We start from the raw sequence: 21,863 nt of genomic DNA, 5'->3' as shown, positions 1-21,863 counted from the left end.
ATGATTAAACCAGTGAACACATAACATTTTTGTTAAAATATCCTGGCAGCCTCCATCTTCTGACGGTTAAAGTTCATAATCAATATTTTTGGCGAGAGATTTTTCTTCATCACTTAAGATTGAACTATTTATTTCGTCAGCAGTCACTTCTAGTGAGTCAATATTTTTAATTCTAAATATTTTATTGCTTTCTATAAAGACATCACCGTCATAAAATTTCTCAGTATACCATTCCAGAGAGTGACCCGATTTTTTGATATTAAATGTATATTGTATTGGAGTGTGAGTATCAGTAAGGTTGTGAGAGGCTATATGTTTCTTGAGCAAATATATTGGTATCGTATTATCTTTTGTGAAAGATAAAAATGTTTTGCTGGTGAGTAGCTGATCTTTCTTTAGACTATTAAATTTTTCTTTGCTTATAATAGTGTGTTTATAAACGGTTCCGTTATAAGGCTTCGTTCTGGGTAGGGCATGTTCAATATTATCGATGATTTTTGCCATGGACTTTCTTAATTCAGGGGGGGAATAGTTTTCTGGCATCCCTTTTATTATGAATTCATCTATGTCACTTATTATGAGTTCATCTTTGTCACGTGGCATGATATTGTGGATATTATTGTAGGTAGTGCGATTATATGTACGCAATGCATATCGCTCATCTAAGGTTAGTGGTTCAACGTTAGATTTTATTTCTATAAAATCTACTATCTTATCAACATTAAGTCGTTCATTATGTGTTTCTGGATGGAGTTTTTCATCTTTTCTATACCTTAAATACAAATTATTATCCCCCTCAATGACATATCTGTTATTAACGAATGGAGGGTATGGAATGTGTTTTATTTTAATGAATTCGTGGTTAAATTCTACATATTCATGAATGTCAAAACTATTACCATCAGTTATTAAACCCAATGCGTTAGGTATAGAGAATGCGTATTGTTCTTTATTATCCAAGTACATTTTTGGTGTTATTAGTTCTTCGAATTCTGTAGATAGAGACGAGTGATTTTTTACATGTCTTAATGATGTGATTGGCTTGAATTTTATTTTATCTATTTTTTTATTTTCTTTGAGGATATTTCCCATCATTACGTTGTTGTTTATAACATGATGGCTTCTTCCACTGGTCGGAACTATTTGTAATTCATGATTGCTTTCATTATAGATTAGTTCTAAATTTGCTACACTTTTACACTGCAGGTAACTTCGTATATTGTGAGTATCAATTCTTGGGTTATAATGATGGTCACTGCCATCTCTTCTTCCTTCGGGGAGATGATTCCGATGCATTGCCTCTGTTATACACTGTATAGTAACAAATAATTCAAGTAACTTAACAAATCTTGGGCTGTCAGGGTATTGATTATAGTTAATCTCTATTGGTTGCCTGAGAGTATGTCTCAGTATATGCAGTTGTTCTTTGTCACTATCAGACAATATGATTTTATCTTCTACTTCTTCAGCTGATAGCTTGTGGTCTCTGCGAAGAGCCTTATGATATGAATCAAAAAATATTTTTGCTGCTTTTAAAAGATAATTCGAACCCTTATTATTTATATTAATTTCTAAATCACGAAGAAGTAGATTTACCAGACGGATATTTTCAGCATCTTGGTCTCCTCCATCAGGAAGAAAATTGATACTATTAATTTTTTTTTCGGCTAATAAAATTGTCAGCAGGGAGCTATATGCATCATAGCGAGAGCCATATACGCTAGTATTCCCCTGTTCATCATTGAATCCAAAAACATTTTTGACAAGATTACCTGCAATCTGACTTTCCACTGATGGGAAGGAATCTCCTCTTGCATCTGGAGTAAAAGTGAGTGGCAGCTGCGCCTCAAGATAATTTCTCCATTTGAATTTACTTATCTCACCGCACATATTACTTGCTATTTTAACATAATCCTTTATTTGTAAGCGAAGCGTATCACAGAGTGTATCTTGACTATGTTTTATTTCAAAACTATCTATAGTATGTTTTGATTTATCTATTAAGTAAATTAGATTCTCGATACTTTTATGTCCTGAACGACTTGAAGGAAACTCCTTTTCTGCTTCAATCGTTATATTATTTAATTCATCAATCATTTTTTTTATTACTTCTGTTTGTTTACCATCGGAGATAGTGGACATCAGTTCATTTATCTTTTTAGTCAGATGTTCAGATAAAAAATGTCTATCTGGCGTTGTTTCCGATCCTGTAGTCTTTGCAGATAAAGATGTTGCATCAGCGCAGGGGAATTTTAGTGGATCATATCGAGAGATCATCTCACCCGTTTTATATAATGCATTAACGACAGGATTAAGCAGGGCGTTAAAACCATTATCGCGGTTATCCGAATAAATTCTATTTTCAGAAGAGAGAAGAGAGTTATCTCTGTCAGATATAAAAGAAGGTCTATCAGACGGGCCACCGGTAAGCCTGATCTGACTGAGGAGTAATAGTGCCGGAACGATTACACTCGGTGATTGGGTTCTGTGCAGAGAGGATAACGCAGGTTGTTTTTCAGAAGAGTTAATTATTCTGCAAATGTTTTTTCCAAAATGGATTATTTCATCCGGGAGGGCTGAGTGATTTGATATTAATTTATGAACCGGATTTGTATTATTATTGATATTATCATGCTGCTTATTTTGATAAACCCCGGATGATGCTCTGTGTTGTATTGATGATACTGGCATAGTGAATTCCTTTTTAATGAGAGGAGGTTATAAAATAATAACTGAGCCTGTATTACTATCAGTTAACGGCTATTGTTCCGTAATTTTATTGGCTGCTGATATCACCAAATTATTTAGCAATTGAATAGATAACTATCAGATAATAAATAAGTGAAAATTAATAATGTGAAGAATGATTAATTTTTGCCAGAATCATTGAAAGTAACTTGACTGTTGAGTGTAAAATTATAAGTATGGTGATAAGCGACGAATCATTCGAGACGTCAGTCCAGACCCGTTAAATTATCTGCTACTCATTAGCCTGAGATATCCTGTCCGTTATCTCAGGCTTAATCTTCCTGTACATCCTGATGCATCAAGCTATCCCGGATAGAGTAAATCATTCTCTCAATCCACTTTTTTTGAAGAAATGTCTGAAAAGTAATACTGTTAACATTATTTAGTCACTATATTGTAACTAAATCTTAATAACTCCAGAATGCGTCAATTTATTATCTTATTGGTTATTATATAGAATATTTTTTTATTGCTGTGATTAATTCCACACTGAATGCAATGTTTCTTTTTTTAATTAAAAAAAGCGTCAGATATAGCGTATAGAAATGTAGTGAAGATTTTAAAATAAAGTAAAGCATGGTTAAAATAACGTGAAAACACTCACTCACAATGAAATTAAAAGACTATGCCTGTTATGAAAAAAGTCCTTATTTCGCTGACTTCATGTGCGTTATTAGTCAGCTCAGCTAGCTATGCCGAAACCCAGACAACCCAGAAAACTGATTTCCTGTTAATTGGTGGCGGGATCATGAGCGCCTCGCTGGGAACATGGCTTCATGCACTTGAGCCTGACTGGACACAGGTGATGGTTGAGAAGCTTGATGGAGTTGCTCTGGAGTCGTCTAATGGCTGGAATAATGCCGGAACAGGGCACTCTGCTAATATGGAACTGAACTACACTCCGGAACGCGCGGATGGTTCTATTGATGTCAGTAAAGCGCTGGAAATCAATGAGCAGTTTATGATTTCTCGTCAGTTCTGGACGGCTCAGGTGAAGCGTGGCGTGCTGAACTCACCACATTCATTTATTAACTCTACACCGCATATGAGCTTTGTCTGGGGTGATAAGAATGTTGATTATCTGGGGAAACGCTATGCTGCTTTGCAGAATACCACGCTATTCCAGGGCATGAAGTTCTCAACCGATCACGAGCAAATCAAACAGTGGGCACCGCTGGTTATGGAAGGGCGTTCTGCCGACCAGAAAGTGGCGGCAACCTGGACTCCGGTTGGCACAGATGTTAACTACGGTGAAATCACCCGTCAGTTAATTGGCAGCCTGAAAAAAAATCCTAACTTCTCACTCCAGACCTCTTCGGAAGTCACTGATTTTGAACGTAATAAAGACAACTCCTGGCATGTCACCATCAAGGATGTCGTCAGCGGCGATGAGCATGCGATTGATGCTAAATATGTCTTTATTGGTGCCGGAGGTGGTGCATTAAAACTGCTACAAGAAACCGGTATTGAAGAAGGGGAAAACTATGCTGGTTTCCCGGTAGGTGGCTCCTTCCTGATGACCGAAAATCCGGATATTGCTAAACGTCATCTGGAAAAAGTTTATGGTCAGGCTTCCGTTGGGGCACCTCCGATGTCGGTTCCCCATCTTGATGCCCGTGTGATTGATGGTAAGCAGGTAGTCTTATTCGGGCCCTTTGCGACATTCTCGACCAAATTCCTGAAAAATGGCTCTGTTTTTGACTTACTCAGCACCACGACCTTCGGTAATGTACTGCCGATGAGTAATGTCGGTATCGATAACTTTGACCTCGTTAAATATCTGGTCAGTCAGGTGATGCTCGATGACGAAGACCGCTTTGCTGCGCTGAAAGAGTATTATCCGAACGCACGTAAAGAAGACTGGAAACTGATTCAGGCAGGACAGCGTGTACAAATCATCAAGAAAGATGAACAGAAGGGTGGCATTCTGAAACTCGGTACAGAAATTGTTATCGATAAAGAGAAAACCGTTGCGGCCCTGCTCGGTGCCTCACCCGGCGCATCCACTGCGGCACCGATTGCCCTGAATGTACTGAAACAAATGTTCCCGGAGCAATTTAAGACCGCAGACTGGCAGGATAAAATCCATCAGATAGTGCCAAGCTATGGTCAGACGCTGAACGGTAATGTGGCTTTGACGCAGAAGGTGTGGAATGACACCGCGGCGACGCTGCAACTGACGACGCCGCCAGTGATCCCGGGTAGTCTGGAAGTGGAACACCAGGCTCAGCCGCAAGCCGTGGCGACTCCTGAAAAACAGCCAGCAGATATTGCACTGTAATACCCATAAAAAAACCGGAAAACTGATTCACGTTTTCCGGTTTCTCTTTTTCACTGATACAGAATTTTGTGTCTAACCTCAGTTTCCCATCCTTGCTGACAAAGACTTGGAAATATCCATTAAAGCACGCCCGGTTTTCTCTATAGCCTCAGCAGTCGCCTCTATTTCCAGCATACTCACCGCCAGCCCGGCAATTGCTTTGCCCGAAAAATCATAGACCGGTGCACCGATACACAACATGCCATCACGTATTTGCCCGTTATCAATTGAAAACCCTCGCTTGCGGGTTGTCGCCAGTTCAGCCAAAAGTTCATCACGCGTTGTCACGCTATGCGGCGTTAACTGTTCAGGCCACTGAGGACTAAAACGCTGACTGACCTCATGGTCACTGAGGGTGCTGAGCATCGCTTTTCCGGTGGCGGTAAACGGGGCGGGCAGGCGCATACCAATCCGGAAGGTAAAGCCCAGAGCAGTATTGCTATTAGCACAAGCCAGATAGATAACTTGGGTTCCTTCCAGCACCGTCAGCGTGACGGTGAACTGATTTAATTCCCGCCGCTCATTGAGTAACTGCTGAAACTCCGCCACCAGGTCGGTCTGGCGTAAAAAACCATTTGCCCAGGACATGGTATGTGAGCCTAAAAGATAGGTTCCCGCTTCAGAGCGATGCAATAGCCCTAACTCCACCAGTGTGGCACATAAACCATGTACTGAACTCTTGGGAAGCTCCAGAGCGGTGACAATATCAGTAAACGTGGGTGGAGTTTTCAATTCACTAACCAGATCAAGTATTTGTACCGCCCGTCTGAGAGCAGGGGCGCTAACCGCGGCAGTTTCACTGGAAGAAATTTTTGGCATTTGATCTCACTTTGCTAACAGAAAATTGACGATAAGTTAAAATGAGTGATACAGTTCAATGTATAGAATCTAGTTCAGCATATAGAACTTGTCAACTGAATTCCAAGGAGAACCTATGACAGACCTACGAGATCCCGCTTTATTTAAACAGGCGAGTCTGATTAACGGGGAATGGCGTACTTCACGCGATAACAGTACGTCCAGCATACTGAACCCAGCAACCCACGAAACCGTGGCTGAAGTTACCCGCCTTGAACAAGCCGATGTTGAGCTGGCGATACGTGCCGCGGAGCAGGCGCTTGTCAGTTGGCGCAAAAAAACGGCTAAAGAACGCAGTACCCTGTTACGCCGCTGGTTTGATTTGATTGTTGAGAATACCGAAGATCTTGCGGCATTAATGACGGCGGAACAAGGAAAACCCCTCGCAGAGGCACGGGGTGAAATCAGTTATGCCGCGTCTTTCATTGACTGGTTTGCTGAAGAAGCTAAGCGGACTTACGGGGATATCATTCCTTCTCCTCAGGCCGATAAACGACTGCTGGTGATCAAACAACCCGTGGGTGTTTGTGCCGCGATTACGCCATGGAATTTTCCGGCTGCAATGATCACCCGTAAAGCGGCCCCTGCGCTGGCAGCAGGCTGCGTCATCATCGTTAAACCCGCCGAGCAAACTCCTCTTACAGCGCTGGCGCTCGGTGAGCTGGCACAACGTGCAGGAATTCCGGCAGGCGTACTGCAAATCGTCACCGGTGACGCGAAAATGATTGGTGGCGTCCTGACGAAAAGCGATGTGGTGAGAAAACTCTCCTTTACCGGATCGACCGGGATTGGCCGTTTATTAATGGCCCAGTGTGCTGATACGGTTAAACGTGTTTCGCTCGAACTGGGCGGAAATGCGCCTTTTATTGTCTTTGATGATGCAGACCTGGATGCCGCGGTTGAAGGGGCTGTGCAGTCAAAATTCCGTAATGCCGGGCAAACCTGTGTCTGTACTAACCGTTTTCTGGTGCAGTCGGGGATTTATCCGCAGTTTGCCCAACGTCTGGCGGAACGGGTTAAGGCCTTACAGGTAGGGAACGGCCGTGATGAGGGCGTGGTTATTGGTCCGTTGATTGACGAAAATGCCGTAACAAAAGTGATTGACCATATCGAGAATGCCGAGGCTCTTGGGGCACAGATTTTAACCGGCGGGAAACGTCATGCGCTGGGCGGCTATTTCTTTGAACCTACGGTACTGACCCATGTAACACCGGAGATGAAAATTGCCCGGGAAGAGACCTTTGGCCCGGTAGCACCCCTGTTTAGTTTTGACACTGAAGAACAGGCTATTGCCATGGCCAATGATACTGAATTCGGTCTGGCCGCTTATTTTTATACCGACAGCAACCAGCGGATGTGGCGTGTCGCTGAAGCGCTGGAGTACGGCATGGTGGGGCACAATACCGGTCTTATATCCAATGAAGTGGCACCGTTTGGGGGAATTAAGCAGTCAGGTATTGGTCGCGAAGGATCACGCTCCGGCATCGAAGAATACCTGGAGAGTAAATATATCTGCACCGCGGTGGGTTAAGCCGACGGCCCCTTATTTTCACCAAGCAATCACTCTGTAGCAGAGGAACTTAACATGACGACTGGTATGCAACCCTTTGAATTTAATACCGTGCCCTCCATGCTGGTGGAGTGGTCTGGTGCCCAGCGGTTAGGCGAAATTCTTGCATCCCGATTCAGTGAACGCCAGGTTCTGGTAGTGACTGATGCGGGCCTGGTTAAGGCCGGATTACTGAAACCCGTAGAAGCTTCTCTGCGTCAGCACGGTTTTAGTGTGACGGTCTTTGACGAAGTGATTGCCGATCCGCCAGAGGCGATAGCCCTGAAAGCCACGGCGCTGGCACGGGCACAGCAAATTGAGCTGGTGATTGGTCTTGGCGGCGGATCCTCGCTGGATGTGGCAAAACTGGCGGCGGTGCTGGCGCAGTCAAGCCAGCCGCTGTCTGAGCTGTACGGGATTGGGAATGTGCAGGGAGGCCGTCTGCCGTTAGTCCAGATCCCGACGACCGCCGGTACCGGGTCAGAGGTCACGAATATTTCGATCCTCACCACCGGTGAAACCACCAAAATGGGTGTGGTTTCTCGTCAGCTCTATGCCGACTTTGTGCTGCTGGATGCTGAACTTACCCTTGGCTTACCCGCAATACATACTGCGGCAACCGGTATTGACGCGATGGTCCATGCCATTGAGGCTTACACCGGTAAACATAAAAAAAACCTGCTGTCGGATAACCTCAGCCGTGAAGCCCTGCGTCTGATTAGTCAGCACCTGGTGACGGCTTGTCGTGATGGCAGTAACCGTGAAGCCCGCGAAGCTATTTTGCTCGGTGCGACCCTGGCAGGTCAGGCGTTTTCTAACTCGCCCGTTGCCGCAGTGCATGCGCTGGCTTATCCACTGGGCGGGCACTATCACATTCCCCATGGCCTCTCTAACGCGCTGATGCTGGGTGCCGTTCTGCGTTACAACAGTCAGGCTGCTGCACCGTTATATGCCGAACTGGCCGATGTTCTGAAAGTCGCAGGAGAGGGGAGTATTCAGCAGCGGGCAGATGCCTTCATTGCCGCGCTCACCACCATCATGGATGACAGCGGCGCGCCAAGACGCCTGCGTGATGTTGGCGTAACAGAAGATTCGCTGGCTCTGCTGGCCAGTGATGCCATGAAGCAGACCCGTTTATTAATGAATAATCCCGTTGAAGTCACTGAGGCGGATGCACTGGCCTTGTACAGAGAAGCATTTTAAGACGATTTATCTCAAGCGATACCCTACAACCTTGTCTGAGGATAATAAAAATGACTGATATTCGCCTGTATATGTTTCAAACCGGTTCACTGAAATGCAAAGTGCACAACATTAAAATGAACCAGGGTAACGGCGCGGATTATGAAATCCCGGTACCTTTTTATCTGATTACTCATCCGGATGGTCACACGATTATTGATGGCGGTACTGCGATTGAAGCGGCACTTGACCCGGTCGGTTATTGGGGCGGGATAACAGAGGTCTACTGGCCGGTGATGCGCGAAGATGAAGGTTGCGTGGCGCAGCTCAAGAAGATGGGGATTAATCCTGAAGATGTGCGCTATGTACTCCAGTCGCATCTGCATCTTGACCATACCGGAGCCGTGGGGCGTTTCCCGAATGCCACCCACATTGTTCAGCGCCGTGAATATGAATATGCCTTTACGCCAGACTGGTTTGCCGCCGGGGGCTATATTCGCAATGATTTTGATAAGCCGAACCTGAAATGGCAGTTCCTTGATGGTGAAAATACCGATCTCTACGATCTGTATGGCGACGGAACCTTAAAAACGATCTTTACCCCAGGCCATTCGCCGGGGCACCAGTCGATTCTGGTGACACTGCCGAATAGCGGTAGCTTGCTGCTGGCGATTGATGCCGCCTATACCACCGACCACTGGGATGAGAAGGCGCTGCCGGGCTTTATGTCATCTGCCGTTGAAGCGGTACGTTCAGTGCAAAAAATGAAAGCGATTGTCGACCGTACTCAGGCCCTGGTCGTGACGGGCCATGACCCTGATGCCTGGCCAACCTTCCGCCATGCGCCGGAATATTACGACTAACAACTGATAACAGGCCAGCCCGTTAACAGGGGCTGGCATTGCACCGAATTAATTTTAGCTCTCTTCAGAAGCCGCAAGCACTAACGTGTTGAGCAACACATTCGCCCCTTTCTCTGACCACTGTGGCAGGATATTCTCCGCTTCGTTATGGCTTATTCCCTTGACGCAGGGAATAAAAATCATACTGGCGGGGGCAATCGCATTCAGATAACAGGTATCATGTCCGGCACCTGAGACCATCGGCCGCCAGGCGTACCCCAGCATTTCAGCGGCTTGTTGTGAACGGGCAATACAGTCTTGATTAAAGGCGATTGGCGCATAGTCGAAAATCGGTTCTACTTCCACGGTTAACTGACGTGCAGAGAGAGCATCTACCGCCTGGTATAATGCGCGTTCCATACTGTCCAGCGCTGCTGTTTGTGGGTGGCGAAACTCCAGGCTACAGACCACTTTCCCCGGCACCACATTACCGGAGTTCGGGAACACCTGAACCCGACCGATAGTCGCCCGGCCATCTGGCGCATGTTCAATACCCACCTGTTCTATCGCCAGCGCAAATTGCGCAAAACCGGTTAACGCATCCTGACGATTATTCATCGGCGTGGTGCCAGCATGAGCGGCAAAACCTTCAATGGTCAGGGTATACCAGCGTTGCCCCATGGCGGCATGGACGAGGCCAATATCGATGCCTTCAGCTTCCAGAATCGGTCCCTGCTCAATATGCACTTCATAGCAGGCATGAACCGGGAACGCGGCTGCGGGCATCGTTCCCTGATAGCCAATCGCGGTTAACGCATCTCCCAGACGAATGCCTTCAGCGTCCTCACGGGATAAAGCAAAGGCTTCGCTAAACTGACCTGTCCAGACTCCGGAGGCCAGCATAGCGGGGGAAAAGCGCGCACCTTCTTCATTGGTCCAGTTCACCAGCACGATATCGCGAGCGGTTTCAATCTGGCGATCGTTCAGCGTTCGTAGTACTTCAAGCCCGGCCAGCACGCCATAAATCCCGTCATAACGTCCACCCAGGGGCTGGGAGTCGACATGTGACCCGGTCAGCACCGGGGGGAGGTGAGGATTACGTCCCGGTCTGCGGATAAACATATTGCCCAGCCGGTCGATATCACAGCTAAAACCGTCCTGTTCCGCCCAGGCACGCAACTTATCGCGTGCCTGCCGGTCTTCTTCACTTAGCGTCAGGCGGGTAACGCCCCCGGCGGCAGTGCGCCCGATTTGCGCCATATCTTCAAGCGTCGTCCAAAGTCGTCCGGCATTAACAGTCAGAGTCGCACTCATGAGGGCTCCTTCTTGAGGTGATAACGAAAATCACAGCATTTGGAACCTTCCATAATAGTGGTGGTGCGGGTCAGCTCCACATCGGGAGCATAACCGACAATAAACTTGTCATCCCTGGCACAAGAAAGCAGATGGCCAATTTCACCCAGTCCCATTTCATGGTACATCTCGGCATAACGGCAGCGGGTCACGTCGTAGTTATACTGCTGGTCATCGTTTTCGATAATCCTGATGTCCAGCGCATTATCTTTCTCCCACAGATATTGCAGGTCGACAAAACCGCGCAGCGACGGGCCATTGGGTTCTTTGCGGGCAAAATCAGCCCCGGCATCGATAGCCGCTTTTTCAATTGCTTCGCCGATAATCGCCTGTGCCTGCTGTTTGCCCAGCTCACGTACCATAATGTCGTAAATAGGTTTAATTATTTCAGCTTCAATCTTACGCCGGGCGAGGATGCCCAGTTCATTTTTATCACTCATCACACTGCCTCAGTCTGTTATTTCTTAACATCGCCGCCAAGTACGGTTTGTGGCTGCCATTTACCGTCGACAACTTTATAGACGGTGAATGATGGCGATTTCAGGTTGCCTTCTTTATCAAATGCAATCGGCCCTGTGACACCGGCATAATTAATAGCTCGCAGGGCTGGCAGGTATTTATCCGCTTCAACAGAATCGGCTTTTTCCATGGCGGCAACCAGTGTTCGGGTGGCGTCATAGGCAAACGGCGCATGGAGTTCAATATGGGTGTGATAGCGCGACTGATAGTCTTGCTCAAAGGCTTTACCGCCAGGCATCTGGTCAATTGGCAGGCCGGGTTCCAGAGCGACTACGCCTTCACCTTCTTTCTGCGCCAGTTGCAGGAAAGTCTGACTGACAAAACCGCCCGCGCCCATCAGGGTCGCATCCATCCCCAATTGTTTAATTCGACGTGCCATCGGCGCTGCCTGGCTATCGACACCACCGAAGAAAATCAGGTCGGCATTTTTACTGCGAATGGCGGTCAGTACCGGGCTGAAATCGACGGTTTTATCATCCACATACTGACGATCAACGATGGTCCCGCCCTGGGCTTCAATGGATTTAATAAACTCATCAGCCAGACCCTGACCAAAGGCTGTCCGGTCATCAATAACCGCAATACGCTTAGCTTTCAGGTTATTAAGGGCATACTGACCCGCTAACTGACCGCCATCATCGTCATGGCCCATCACCCGGAAACTGGTATCAAAGCCCTGACGGGTATAAGCATGTCCGGTTGCTACAGGGGCGACCTGAGCGATCCCCGCATCATGATAAATACGTGCTGCCGGAATACTGGTGCCAGTATTCCAGTGACCGACGACGCCTGCTGCGCCGCTATCGACCAGGCGCTGAGCTACCGCAACCGCGGTACGCGGGTCGGACTGGTCATCTTCCGACTGTAATTTAAAGGTAATATTTTTGCCGCCAATCACTGGTTTTTGCTTATTAATGTCATCGATTGCCAGCTGGGCACCATTTTCCAGATCTTTACCGATTCGGGCAGAAGGCCCGGTCAGCGGCCCGGCTAAACCAATAATCACGGTTTCGTTCTGGGCAATGGCGGGGAAGGTGGTAAACCCGGCCACCACAATGGCTGCACTTAATGCACTAAGCGTTAATTTTTTCATCATGTGTCCTTGCTATTTGTTGGAGGTCAGGCAGGTATTTCGCCCAGGTAATATTGTGCAATGCTGTCGTCGGCAAGCAGGGTTTGCGAGTCGCCATGATGAACAATGGAACCGCTGTCCATCACCCAGGCTCTGTCCGTTACTTCCAGCGCCAGACGGGCATTTTGCTCGATCAGTAATAAGCTCACGCCTTGTTCGCGTAAGGTGGCTATCACCTTGAAAATATTTTCTATCATCACCGGCGCCAGCCCCATCGATGGCTCATCGAGGATCAATAATCGTGGGCGACTCAGTAGGGCACGGTTAAGCGCCAGCAGTTGTTGCTCCCCACCGGATAACAGCCCTGCCAGCTGATGCTGACGCTCTTCCAGACGCGGGAAACGGCTAAAAATAGCCTCGATTTCGTCCTTCACTGCATGACTATCACGGCGCAACCAGGCACCCATCTGGAGGTTTTCCATCACCGTCATACGGGCAAAAATCCCGCGACCTTCCGGCACCATCACCAGTCCGTCACGTAATAAGTCTTCAGGTTTTTGGCGGGCGACGGCATGGCCCTGAAACCAGATCTCACCGCTAAAGGGTTCAAGACCGGTAATCGCACGTACGGTCGAACTTTTCCCGGCACCATTGGCGCCAATCAAGGTGCCTTGTTCTCCTTCATTAAGAGTGAAAGAGACATCACGTACCGCCTGAATACCGCCGTAATGCACACCAAGTTGCTGAACCTGGAGTAAAGGCTTAGTCATGTTTTTGTCCTCCCAGCCAGGCGCTGATCACCAGCGGATCGCGGCGCACGACATCAGGCGTACCGCTGGCAATGACTTTGCCATAATCCAGCACGGTGACACTGTCACAAATGCTCATCACCAGTTTGACATCATGCTCAATCATCAGCAGTGTCTTACCGTCATCACGAATATGTTTCAGCAGTTCGCCGAGGGCGACTTTTTCCGCGGCATTCATTCCGGCAGCCGGTTCGTCCAGCGCCAGTAATAGCGGGTCAGTTGCCAGCGCGCGGGCTATTTCCAGGCGACGCTGGTGGCCATAGGCCAAATCGCAGGCCCGGTAGTCAGCAAATTTGGCAATACCGGTATATTCCAGCCAGCGCCAGGCCTGTTCGCGGGTCTCGGCTTCTTCCAGGCGTGCCTGTTTATTTTGTGTCAGTACAGCCCACAGGCCATTACGGGTACGCACATGGCGACCGACCATGACATTTTCCAGCACAGACATCTGGTTAAATAACCGCACGTTCTGAAAGGTTCGGGCTATTCCGGCCTGTGTGACTTTCTCAACATTCCTGGGTGAATAGGCACTGCCATCCAGGGAAAAACTGCCACTGTCCGCGGCGTACAGCCCGGTAATAAGATTAAAACAGGTGGTTTTTCCTGCGCCATTGGGGCCAATCAAGCCATAAATCTCACCGGCTTTGATATTGAGCGAAACGTTATCAACCGCCTGGACTCCACCAAACCGTTTGCTGACGCCATTAATGGTTAATAAACTCATGCTTTAATCCCTCCGGAACGTGCCGGCCAGATCCCCGCCGGGCGATAGAGCATCACCAGTACCAGCGCCAGGCCGTAGAACAACTGGCGTAAAATCTCAGGATCAATGAGTACGCTACCAAACAGCGTCTGCTGGAGTGGAGCCGCCTGACTGCGCAGCAGTTCAGGTAGGGCGGTGAGTAATATGGCGCCGAGGATCACGCCCGGTATATGCCCCATGCCTCCGAGGACAACCATCGCCAGAACCGCAATGGATTCTTGCAGGGTGAAGGATTCCGGTGAAACAAAGCCCTGGAACGCGGCGAATAATGCCCCCGCCACGCCGCCAAAAGTAGCGCCGATGGCAAACGCCAGTAACTTGTAGTTACGGACGTTAATCCCCATTGCACGAGCGACATCTTCATCTTCACGAATAGCATGCCAGGCGCGGCCAATTCGGGAATTTTGCAGGCGCAGGCAGATAAAAATAATCAAGACAATCAGCAGAACCAGCAGGTAGTACCACAGCCACAGCGACGGAATTTTGAAACCAAACCAGTGCTGTACGCCGCTGAATTTGACGCCAAACAGTGAAAGCGTATCAATGCCAGAAATCCCCTTAGCACCATTGGTAATATTGACCGGGCGATCGAGGTTACGTAGCAAAATGCGGATGATTTCGCCAAAGCCCAGCGTGACAATCGCCAGATAATCACCGCGTAATTTCAGCGTCGGAGCACCGAGCAGGATCCCACAGATTGCTGCCAGCACCGCGGCGACCGGCACGATTATCCAGTAAGAGGTATGTAAGCCATCCGGCAGCCAGGCTTGCAGGGCGGGAAAGGCGTCCAGTAAGTGCGGAGAAGCCAGTAATGCTGCGATATAGGCACCGACGGCATAAAAGGCGACAAAGCCCATATCCAGCAGGCCTGCATAGCCGACGACGATATTTAACCCGAGAGCCAGCATGATATAGAGCAGGGCGAAGTCAATGACCCTGACCCAGTAATTGCCGCCTAGCTGCCCGGCAACCATCGGGGCAACAGCTACAGCAATAATAAACAGTGCGAGTCCGACGTTGAGACGACGCCAGAATGGCGTTGCAGACTTGATTGATAATGTTGTCATCTAAAATCCTATGCCCGATGCGCTACGCGCTCACCCAGAATGCCCGCAGGGCGGAAGACCAGTACCAGAATCAAGACGATAAAAGCGAAAACATCCTGATAATTACTGCCGAACACGCCATTACTGAGCTGGCCGAGATAACCTGCTCCTAAGGCTTCAATCACGCCTAGTAAAATACCGCCTACCATGGCACCACGAATATTACCGATCCCGCCGAGTACCGCGGCGGTGAAAGCTTTTATGCCGGGTAAAAAGCCCATGGAAAAGTTGGCGCTGCCGTAATTACTGGCCATCATCACGCCCGCCAGCGCCGCGAAAATACCGCCAACTGCAAAAGTCAGACTAATAATGCGGTTTGGGTTAACCCCCATCAGGCTGGCAACCCGAGGGTTTTCCGCGACCGCACGCATACCGCGACCGAGACGGGTGTATTCCACCAGCAGCCACAGACCAACCATGACCAGGAGAGCCAGACTAATAGTGACTATGCCGGTAATGGTGATAATGGCCGGGGGGTGTCCTTCACTACCCGATGTGATAGCAATAGGATCCATGGACAGGACTTGCGGAAACATCAGCGGATTACGCGTCCAGATAATCATGGCGATGGTTTGCAGCAGGACGGAGACGCCAATCCCCGAAATCAACGGAGCCAGGCGCGGGGCATTACGCAGCCGCCGATAAGCAAAACGTTCCACCGCCATTGCCAGCAAGGCACAGACCAGCATGGCAATGGGGAGTGCCAGAATCAGGTGAACCAGCGGCGACAAGGCAGGAAAATAGCTTTCCAGCATATGCATTGTCGAAAGGGTGGTTAGCGCCCCCACCATTAAAATATCGCCATGAGCAAAGTTAATAATGCGCAGGATGCCGTAGACCATGGTGTAGCCAAGGGCTATTAAGGCATAAATACTACCCAGCATGATGCCATTGATGAGTTGTTGTATTAACGTATCCAAAATTGACTCACAGAATTGCTCTATTTTCGGCTACCATCCGATAATTGAATTAAATTGTGAAATACGGATATCTTCTTTCTTATTATGTTTTGTATGGTTATTACTTTATTGATTTTAAAGGTATTTTAAAATCATGATACAACTCATTAACCTTAATGAAGTCATCATATGAAAAAAACAGAACAATCAGCGGCACCAGGTTTACGTCAGGAAGGCCAACTGGCCAACGATCCTCCTCTGCGTGCGGTACGTGCTTTTGAAGCTATTGCGCGCACCGGCAGCATAACCCTTGCCGCACAAGAGCTGGATATATCGCCTTCGGCGGTCAGTCATCAGCTACGTATGCTGGAAGATTTCCTGCAATTACCCCTGACCGAACGTCACGGTCGTGGGCTGGTGCTGAGTGTCCAGGGACGGGAGTACTACCGTTCGATCCGGACTGCATTTAGCGTATTGCGGCAGGCGACAGAGCATCTGGTGGAGCAGGTTCAAACCCGGCAAGTGACCATCAGCCTGATCCCGCTGTTTGGTATGGGCTGGTTTATCCCTCGTTTACCGGTATTTATGCGTGCTAATCCGCAAATTGAGATCAACGTGATTTACGCTAATCACCGTAACTACCTGAGTGATGCTTCAGACATGTCGATTCGCTTTGGCAGCGGGCAGTGGACAGGCTATCAGACAGAACCCTTGATCTCCGGGAAAATGGTTCCGGTTGCCAGCCGCGAGTTTATTCGCGTACATGGTCATATCGATACGCCGGAACAGTTACTACAAATGCCATTACTGCATGATGAGGAGCGTACCAGCTGGAATCAGTGGTTTCTTCAACAAAACGTTCGTCGCCCCGTTCGTCGCAGCGGGCCAATGTTTGAAGATGGCTTACTGACACTGGCTGCGGTTCAGGCTGGGTTGGGCTGTGCCCTGATGCGTGAGCCGCTGATAACCCCTTACCTTGAAAGCGGCGAACTGGTTAAACTCTGGGACTTGCCGCTGGATGACGGGCGTAATTACCACCTCTGTATTCGCTCGGACAGTGAAATGACGCAGGATGGTCAGCTGCTCTATAACTGGTTACGTGCGGAAAGTGCCAGACAGGTAGCGATGTAACCGCCATCACAGAATAAGCCCTTTTTCCTCAGGGTAACCTTCAGTCGGGGAAAAGGGGTTAATAGGGTATAAGTATTCATATCAGTGAGTTAAAAAATCAGCCAAAAAATTAATAGTGATTCAAAGCACAGTGCCTGGTATTAAATTCATATTTATAAAACAGCATATTGATAAATATGAAATGCAATTTTATCATTTTTCCGATCTTGTATTTATTTGTTATTTACGGAAAACAGGAATGACATGATGAAATTAAAAACGAAAGCGCTTGGAATCGCCGTAGCATTATCTATTTCCCCTGTAACAGTAGCTGAAGAATTGAGTGTCTGGATCAGAGCGAGTAACGACTCAAAAGTTATTTACCAGCAACTCGCCGATAAATTTAAAGAAAATACCGGCATTACCATTAATTATTTTAATGCCGTGACTGATTTTGATCAGCGACTGGCACGGGCCGCAACGGGCAACGCTTTACCTGACGTGGTGTTTAATGATGCGATTGTCGTCGGGCAGTTAGCCCAGCTGGGGATTATTGATGAAATTGATCCCTCTAAATTAAAGGGCGGAGATGATATTTATCCGGCGGCCTGGAAATCGACTCAGTTACCAGATGGAAAATATTACGGCGTGCCGACTTCCGCCCATACCTATGCCCTGTTTATTCGTACCGACTGGCTGGATAAATTAGGTTTGCAGCCGCCCAAAACCTGGGATGAGATTAAAAAAGTTGCCTATGCTTTTACCTTTGATGACCCGGATGGCAACGGCAAAAATGATACCTATGGTTTTACCATGCCGCTGTCGACAACCCGAGGTTATGCCAGCTCTTTTTCTTCTTCTTATCTCTGGCAGGCAGGAGGACATTATTTAACTGAAACCCAGCCAGGTAAATTTAAAGGGGCACTGGACAGTAAGCAAGCCGCAGAAGCAATGGCATTCTTACGTGGTATGGTGTGCGAGGGTACCGCTCAGCCGGGCGCGATTAACCATACTACCGCTGATGCGAACGTTTCATTCCGTTCCGGGCAGTCTGGTATGTATTCATCCGGACCCTATCATATTGCGCTGTTTGATAAAGATCCGGGCAAAGGAAAATACCGGGTTATTGCTCCGCCAGCGGGACCGGACGGGAGTATTTCAATGGCTGAAGGCACTACGGCTTTTTTAATGAAAACCAGTAAAAATAAATCTGCTGCTAATAAATTTCTCGAATTTATTATTTCACCGGAAGGACAGGAAATAGGTATGGCAGCTGGGAGTACATCGATGCCGATTGTCAGACTGCCGGTGAATAAAAAACTGAATATTAAAGATTACCGGGAAGATCCCGGCTGGGAAGTATTTGCCGAAACCTATGCCCGGGATGGGCGTTATATGCCACAAATCCCCAACTGGATCCCGGTAAGACAAATTACCGCCGATGGCTTTAATAAAATTTTCGCCAACTGTAAAGGAGATATTGCGGCAGATTTAGTCGGGATTAATAACAGCGTTAATGAAGAGCTGAAAAGGCAAAATGTGTTAGCCGATTAAAATGCAAGAGCGTACATGTCTACGAAGTCAGAGAGGGCGGGTATTACTCGGCCTCTCTGACTCTATTTGTTATGCGCTATTTCATTTCATTTATCGCCGTTTTTCCGGCAATTCGGCCAAAAGTAAAGATATCGGCTAACGCATTACCGCCCAGTCGGTTACCCGCATGAATGCCGCCGGCGACTTCACCCGCAGCATACAGGTTCTTGATGGGTTGGTTGTTGTCATCCAGAACCCGGGTAGCGGTATCAATCTTAAGTCCGCCCATTGTGTGGTGAACCGCGGGTTGTCTCGGTGTGGCATAGAAAGGGGCTTTTTCCACTTTTAAACTAAAAGTATCTTTGTGGAATTCAGGGTCAGCTCCTGCTTCTACATAGCTGTTATATTTATTAACGGTATCTATCAGCACTTCAGGAACCATGCCGACCTTAAGCGCTAACTCTGCAAGTGTATCGGCTTTAAACAGAGTACCGGCTTCAACCTGGCGGTCAATTTTCTCCTGGCTGGTATTTGCCGCGGTTTTCTTTATCTCATCATCAGCAATCAGATAGAACAGGCCACCTTCGGCGAGTGCCGCTTTGGTCAGCACGTCTCGCCCGGCGAATTCATTGATGAAACGCTTTCCTTGTTTGTTCACAATCACGAAATTTTCCGGTGGAACTTGAAGACCACTGAAGAGCTCACCGGTATTCGGGTCTGCGACGGGCATCATTTGAGTAAAGCCCATCCCCGTTAAGCCTGCGCCGACAGACTGACCAAGAAGAATTCCGTCCCCGGTCATGGCACTTGAATTGGTTGTCTTGATATCATCGGCAATATGGCTCCAGTAGGTGTTGTACTGTTTGAGCATCTGCGTATTCGCACCAAAACCCCCTGACGCCAGGACCACCGCTTTGGCATGAACGGTAATTTTTTGTCCGTTCGCACCGCGAGCAATTACCCCTTTTATTTCTCCCTCTTCAATAAGAAATTCCTTTGCCGGACTATCGGTCAGAATAGTTCCTGACAGCGCTTCTATATGTTTGCTTAGTGCCAGAATAAACGCGGTGCCATACTTTTTGACAGGTTTATGACCGCGGCGCCAGAGTGCTCCCACCGGGGCAAAGACAATATCCTTGTCATACTCAACGCCGATACTCTCAAGCCATTTGACACTTTCCAGCGCATGGTCTGTTAACACCCGAACCAGGTCGTATTGCCCGTAAATGCTATTTCCTTCAAGGTCAGTACGCTTACCGCCGAAATAGGTCTGCATTCTGTGAAGCAGGTGAGAGTCAAACAGATACCCTTTATTGCTGCCAAATTGTTGCTGGTAGCGAGCGAATTCATTTTTCAGAGCCCTGAAATCTGCCAGATACTCCGGGTGAATCTCATTTTCATCCGTGCTGATTAAGGTCTCAATGGTATGTCTTTCACCAGGGTTTTCGTCAAAGGTTCTCTGCCACTCAGGGTCAGCGGCGTTAATAGGCCCCCCGGTACGGATAGTATTGCCCCCCACGGCCGGGTATTTTTCCAGGACGATGGCGCTCTTGCCTGCCTGTAAGACGGTTGCCGCTGCACTTAAACCCGCGCCGCCGCCGCCAATCACCACCACATCACAGGTAAACTCTTCATCACCGCGATTCAAACTGCTGGCGGGTTTCGGGCGTTTTTTTAAGATATCAGGGTTCACACCGGCCAGTTTAACCGCCCTGGCAACGCCATCAATCACGGCATTACTGGTCTCCGAGGCACCCGACAGTGCATCCACATTAAGCGTTTGCCCTTCGATAATTTTGTCAGGGATCCTGATAAACACCACATCGGCCAGACCTTCTGTCTCACCGGCCGTGTCGATATCAATGCGCTCAATTTTCTTTTCGCTGAAGGAAACCTTCATTGGCAGCGCGCCACCGTGGCCAAGGGCCTGGACTTCATAGGTGCCCGGTGCGAAAGAGAAGTCCTCTTCTTCATTGAGCTGGTTCGAGATTCTGGCAAAACGCATAAAGCGTAAGAAGCAGATCTCCAGAAAGTCGATAGTGCCCTGGTTGCTCAACTGGCCGTTATCATCAAAAGCCTGTTGAGCATGGCCAAGTAAGAATTCGTATCCGGGCATCACATTCGCATTAACCCCCGGCGCATCCAGTATCTGCCGTAGATGCAGCTGAGCACGGGAGGAGCCCTGGGAATCAATGGAAGCCCCCAGGATCATCACAGGCTTACCATCAAGAGGGTGAAGCTCGTAGCTCAGCCATTCAAGCAAGCTCTTTAAGCTCGAAGGAATAGAGTGGTTGTATTCCGGGGTAGCAATAATCACCCCGTCACTGGCCATAATTTTTTGGTTAATATTTAACAGAGCCGGGCTATTTGAGGGATTATCCTGGTTGAATAGGGGAACATCCTGGATTTCTAACAGTTCAATTTCTGCTTTGTCTTTAAAATGCGCTTGCATGAACTGAAGCAGAGTCCGGTTATAGGACTTTGGAGACGTGGTTCCAACGATCGCGGTAAATTTCATTTTTTCACGCCTCCTGAGTTTGCCATGCGTATTTTTTAGCTTTTTTTATCGCAACTTTTTCCGATAAGAGTTTTGTTATCAGTCGGGTAAACAGCACAAATTCTCTAAAAATCTCATCGAGTTCAGCCCGCTTTTGTTCATCGATTAAGTTACCGCTGGCATTAAAGGCGACCTGTGATTTACCTAACAGGAATTCGCTGCTCGGCATAATACGCGCCGCAAGTTCCGGGGAGTCGAGGATCTGTCGAAGATGGGCCTGTGCGCGTGAGGAACCCAAGGCGCCATGGGAAGCCCCGACGATCAGGACGGGTTTGTCGGTAAGCGCCTGACTGGTATAACTGATCCACTCCAGCGCACTTTTCAGCACTGCCGGGATAGCATGGTCATACTCCGGGGTCGCAATAATCACGCCATCAGCCTGAGCGATTTTTGCCGACAGCGCTTCGACTTCTAGAGGAGTCTGGTTATCTTTTGCTTCGTAAAAAGCAGGTAGATCTTTGATTTCAAATAGTTCAATCTGAGCCTCTTGTTTAAAGTGCTCTTTGATGAATTGCAGTAACAGGCGGTTTGTTGACACCCTCGAGTTGGTGCCAACAATGGCTAAGTAGTTCATATTTAGGATTTCCTATACTGTAAAAATAATATTCACTTTCTGATTATGGTTTTAACACAGTATGAAAAAGCT

The 21,863-nt window shown here is 48.0% G+C and carries 17 protein-coding genes; 6 read left to right on the top strand and 11 right to left on the bottom strand.

From position 1 onward, the window contains the following. Positions 1 to 66: 66 nt before the first annotated feature. The gene (locus M2387_RS04315; RefSeq protein ID WP_259047397.1) at positions 67 to 2,691 is read right to left on the bottom strand and encodes a hypothetical protein; all 2,625 of its coding nucleotides are present in this window, start codon (positions 2,689 to 2,691) and stop codon (positions 67 to 69) included. Between the two features lie 682 nt (positions 2,692 to 3,373). On the opposite strand from M2387_RS04315, the gene mqo reads away from it, so the two are divergent. Then, on the top strand, positions 3,374 to 5,029 hold the full coding sequence (mqo, locus tag M2387_RS04310; RefSeq protein ID WP_259047396.1) for a malate dehydrogenase (quinone): 1,656 nt from the start codon (positions 3,374 to 3,376) through the stop codon (positions 5,027 to 5,029). A gap of 78 nt (positions 5,030 to 5,107) precedes the next feature. Here mqo and M2387_RS04305 read toward each other — a convergent pair whose 3' ends face one another. Continuing rightward, the gene (locus M2387_RS04305; protein WP_259047395.1) at positions 5,108 to 5,887 is read right to left on the bottom strand and encodes an IclR family transcriptional regulator; all 780 of its coding nucleotides are present in this window, start codon (positions 5,885 to 5,887) and stop codon (positions 5,108 to 5,110) included. 115 nt (positions 5,888 to 6,002) lie between these two features. Between M2387_RS04305 and M2387_RS04300 the strand changes: the two genes are divergently transcribed. From M2387_RS04300 to attM, 3 genes are read left to right on the top strand one after another with little or no spacing between them, the layout of a single operon-like run. Beyond that, complete coding sequence (locus tag M2387_RS04300) at positions 6,003 to 7,457, top strand: NAD-dependent succinate-semialdehyde dehydrogenase (protein ID WP_259047394.1); 1,455 nt, start codon at positions 6,003 to 6,005, stop codon at positions 7,455 to 7,457. 54 nt (positions 7,458 to 7,511) lie between these two features. Further along, the gene (locus M2387_RS04295; protein WP_259047393.1) at positions 7,512 to 8,678 is read left to right on the top strand and encodes an iron-containing alcohol dehydrogenase; all 1,167 of its coding nucleotides are present in this window, start codon (positions 7,512 to 7,514) and stop codon (positions 8,676 to 8,678) included. A gap of 50 nt (positions 8,679 to 8,728) precedes the next feature. Next, entirely contained in the window at positions 8,729 to 9,520 is a 792-nt protein-coding gene (gene attM, locus M2387_RS04290) for an AttM family quorum-quenching N-acyl homoserine lactonase (protein WP_259047392.1), read from the top strand. A 54-nt stretch (positions 9,521 to 9,574) separates the two neighbouring features. On the opposite strand, the gene M2387_RS04285 is transcribed toward attM, so the two are convergent. The 7 genes from M2387_RS04285 to M2387_RS04255 are packed head-to-tail and all read right to left on the bottom strand — an operon-like array spanning position 9,575 to position 16,038. After that, positions 9,575 to 10,813, bottom strand: a complete 1,239-nt coding sequence (locus tag M2387_RS04285; RefSeq protein ID WP_259047391.1) for a Zn-dependent hydrolase — start codon at positions 10,811 to 10,813, stop codon at positions 9,575 to 9,577. Then, positions 10,810 to 11,292 (bottom strand): L-2-amino-thiazoline-4-carboxylic acid hydrolase, encoded by a 483-nt coding sequence (locus tag M2387_RS04280; protein WP_259047390.1) that lies wholly within the window; start codon positions 11,290 to 11,292, stop codon positions 10,810 to 10,812. Before M2387_RS04280 ends, M2387_RS04285 begins: the two co-directional genes overlap by 4 nt. Positions 11,293 to 11,309: 17 nt before the next feature. Then, positions 11,310 to 12,464, bottom strand: a complete 1,155-nt coding sequence (locus M2387_RS04275) for a branched-chain amino acid ABC transporter substrate-binding protein (RefSeq protein WP_259048283.1) — start codon at positions 12,462 to 12,464, stop codon at positions 11,310 to 11,312. A 26-nt stretch (positions 12,465 to 12,490) separates the two neighbouring features. Further along, positions 12,491 to 13,213, bottom strand: a complete 723-nt coding sequence (locus tag M2387_RS04270; protein WP_259047389.1) for an ABC transporter ATP-binding protein — start codon at positions 13,211 to 13,213, stop codon at positions 12,491 to 12,493. After that, positions 13,206 to 13,973, bottom strand: coding sequence for an ABC transporter ATP-binding protein (locus tag M2387_RS04265; RefSeq protein ID WP_259047388.1), 768 nt, complete (start codon positions 13,971 to 13,973; stop codon positions 13,206 to 13,208). Before M2387_RS04265 ends, M2387_RS04270 begins: the two co-directional genes overlap by 8 nt. Beyond that, the gene (locus M2387_RS04260) at positions 13,970 to 15,079 is read right to left on the bottom strand and encodes an ABC transporter permease subunit (RefSeq protein ID WP_259047387.1); all 1,110 of its coding nucleotides are present in this window, start codon (positions 15,077 to 15,079) and stop codon (positions 13,970 to 13,972) included. The genes M2387_RS04265 and M2387_RS04260 overlap by 4 nt, the downstream gene beginning before the upstream one ends. Before the next feature lie 8 nt (positions 15,080 to 15,087). Further along, positions 15,088 to 16,038, bottom strand: coding sequence for a branched-chain amino acid ABC transporter permease (locus tag M2387_RS04255; RefSeq protein ID WP_259047386.1), 951 nt, complete (start codon positions 16,036 to 16,038; stop codon positions 15,088 to 15,090). Between the two features lie 168 nt (positions 16,039 to 16,206). Here M2387_RS04255 and M2387_RS04250 point away from each other — a divergent pair, with 168 nt between their 5' ends. Next, positions 16,207 to 17,148 carry a LysR substrate-binding domain-containing protein gene (locus M2387_RS04250; RefSeq protein WP_259047385.1) on the top strand — a complete coding sequence of 314 codons (942 nt, stop codon included), beginning with the start codon at positions 16,207 to 16,209 and terminating at the stop codon, positions 17,146 to 17,148. A 243-nt stretch (positions 17,149 to 17,391) separates the two neighbouring features. Then, positions 17,392 to 18,681, top strand: coding sequence for an ABC transporter substrate-binding protein (locus M2387_RS04245; protein WP_259047384.1), 1,290 nt, complete (start codon positions 17,392 to 17,394; stop codon positions 18,679 to 18,681). A gap of 76 nt (positions 18,682 to 18,757) precedes the next feature. Here the strand turns inward: M2387_RS04245 and M2387_RS04240 are convergent, their stop codons facing one another. Both M2387_RS04240 and M2387_RS04235 read right to left on the bottom strand, forming a co-directional pair. Further along, a complete protein-coding gene (locus M2387_RS04240; protein WP_259047383.1) occupies positions 18,758 to 21,178 on the bottom strand; it encodes a flavocytochrome c in 2,421 nt (806 codons plus the stop codon). A gap of 4 nt (positions 21,179 to 21,182) precedes the next feature. Beyond that, complete coding sequence (locus M2387_RS04235; protein WP_259047382.1) at positions 21,183 to 21,791, bottom strand: NADPH-dependent FMN reductase; 609 nt, start codon at positions 21,789 to 21,791, stop codon at positions 21,183 to 21,185. Positions 21,792 to 21,863 lie beyond the last annotated feature (72 nt).

It is taken from the genome of Klebsiella sp. BIGb0407 (genome assembly GCF_024807845.1).
Taxonomy (GTDB): domain Bacteria; phylum Pseudomonadota; class Gammaproteobacteria; order Enterobacterales; family Enterobacteriaceae; genus JGM124.
This window is presented reverse-complemented; position numbering and strand designations above follow the sequence as displayed.

Coding starts and splice junctions, on each gene's coding strand:
- M2387_RS04315 (WP_259047397.1), bottom strand. CDS start 2,691: ATGCCAGTATCATCAATACAACACAGAGCATCATCCGGGGTTTATCAA.
- mqo (WP_259047396.1), top strand. CDS start 3,374: ATGCCTGTTATGAAAAAAGTCCTTATTTCGCTGACTTCATGTGCGTTA.
- M2387_RS04305 (WP_259047395.1), bottom strand. CDS start 5,887: ATGCCAAAAATTTCTTCCAGTGAAACTGCCGCGGTTAGCGCCCCTGCT.
- M2387_RS04300 (WP_259047394.1), top strand. CDS start 6,003: ATGACAGACCTACGAGATCCCGCTTTATTTAAACAGGCGAGTCTGATT.
- M2387_RS04295 (WP_259047393.1), top strand. CDS start 7,512: ATGACGACTGGTATGCAACCCTTTGAATTTAATACCGTGCCCTCCATG.
- attM (WP_259047392.1), top strand. CDS start 8,729: ATGACTGATATTCGCCTGTATATGTTTCAAACCGGTTCACTGAAATGC.
- M2387_RS04285 (WP_259047391.1), bottom strand. CDS start 10,813: ATGAGTGCGACTCTGACTGTTAATGCCGGACGACTTTGGACGACGCTT.
- M2387_RS04280 (WP_259047390.1), bottom strand. CDS start 11,292: ATGAGTGATAAAAATGAACTGGGCATCCTCGCCCGGCGTAAGATTGAA.
- M2387_RS04275 (WP_259048283.1), bottom strand. CDS start 12,464: ATGAAAAAATTAACGCTTAGTGCATTAAGTGCAGCCATTGTGGTGGCC.
- M2387_RS04270 (WP_259047389.1), bottom strand. CDS start 13,213: ATGACTAAGCCTTTACTCCAGGTTCAGCAACTTGGTGTGCATTACGGC.
- M2387_RS04265 (WP_259047388.1), bottom strand. CDS start 13,973: ATGAGTTTATTAACCATTAATGGCGTCAGCAAACGGTTTGGTGGAGTC.
- M2387_RS04260 (WP_259047387.1), bottom strand. CDS start 15,079: ATGACAACATTATCAATCAAGTCTGCAACGCCATTCTGGCGTCGTCTC.
- M2387_RS04250 (WP_259047385.1), top strand. CDS start 16,207: ATGAAAAAAACAGAACAATCAGCGGCACCAGGTTTACGTCAGGAAGGC.
- M2387_RS04245 (WP_259047384.1), top strand. CDS start 17,392: ATGATGAAATTAAAAACGAAAGCGCTTGGAATCGCCGTAGCATTATCT.
- M2387_RS04240 (WP_259047383.1), bottom strand. CDS start 21,178: ATGAAATTTACCGCGATCGTTGGAACCACGTCTCCAAAGTCCTATAAC.
- M2387_RS04235 (WP_259047382.1), bottom strand. CDS start 21,791: ATGAACTACTTAGCCATTGTTGGCACCAACTCGAGGGTGTCAACAAAC.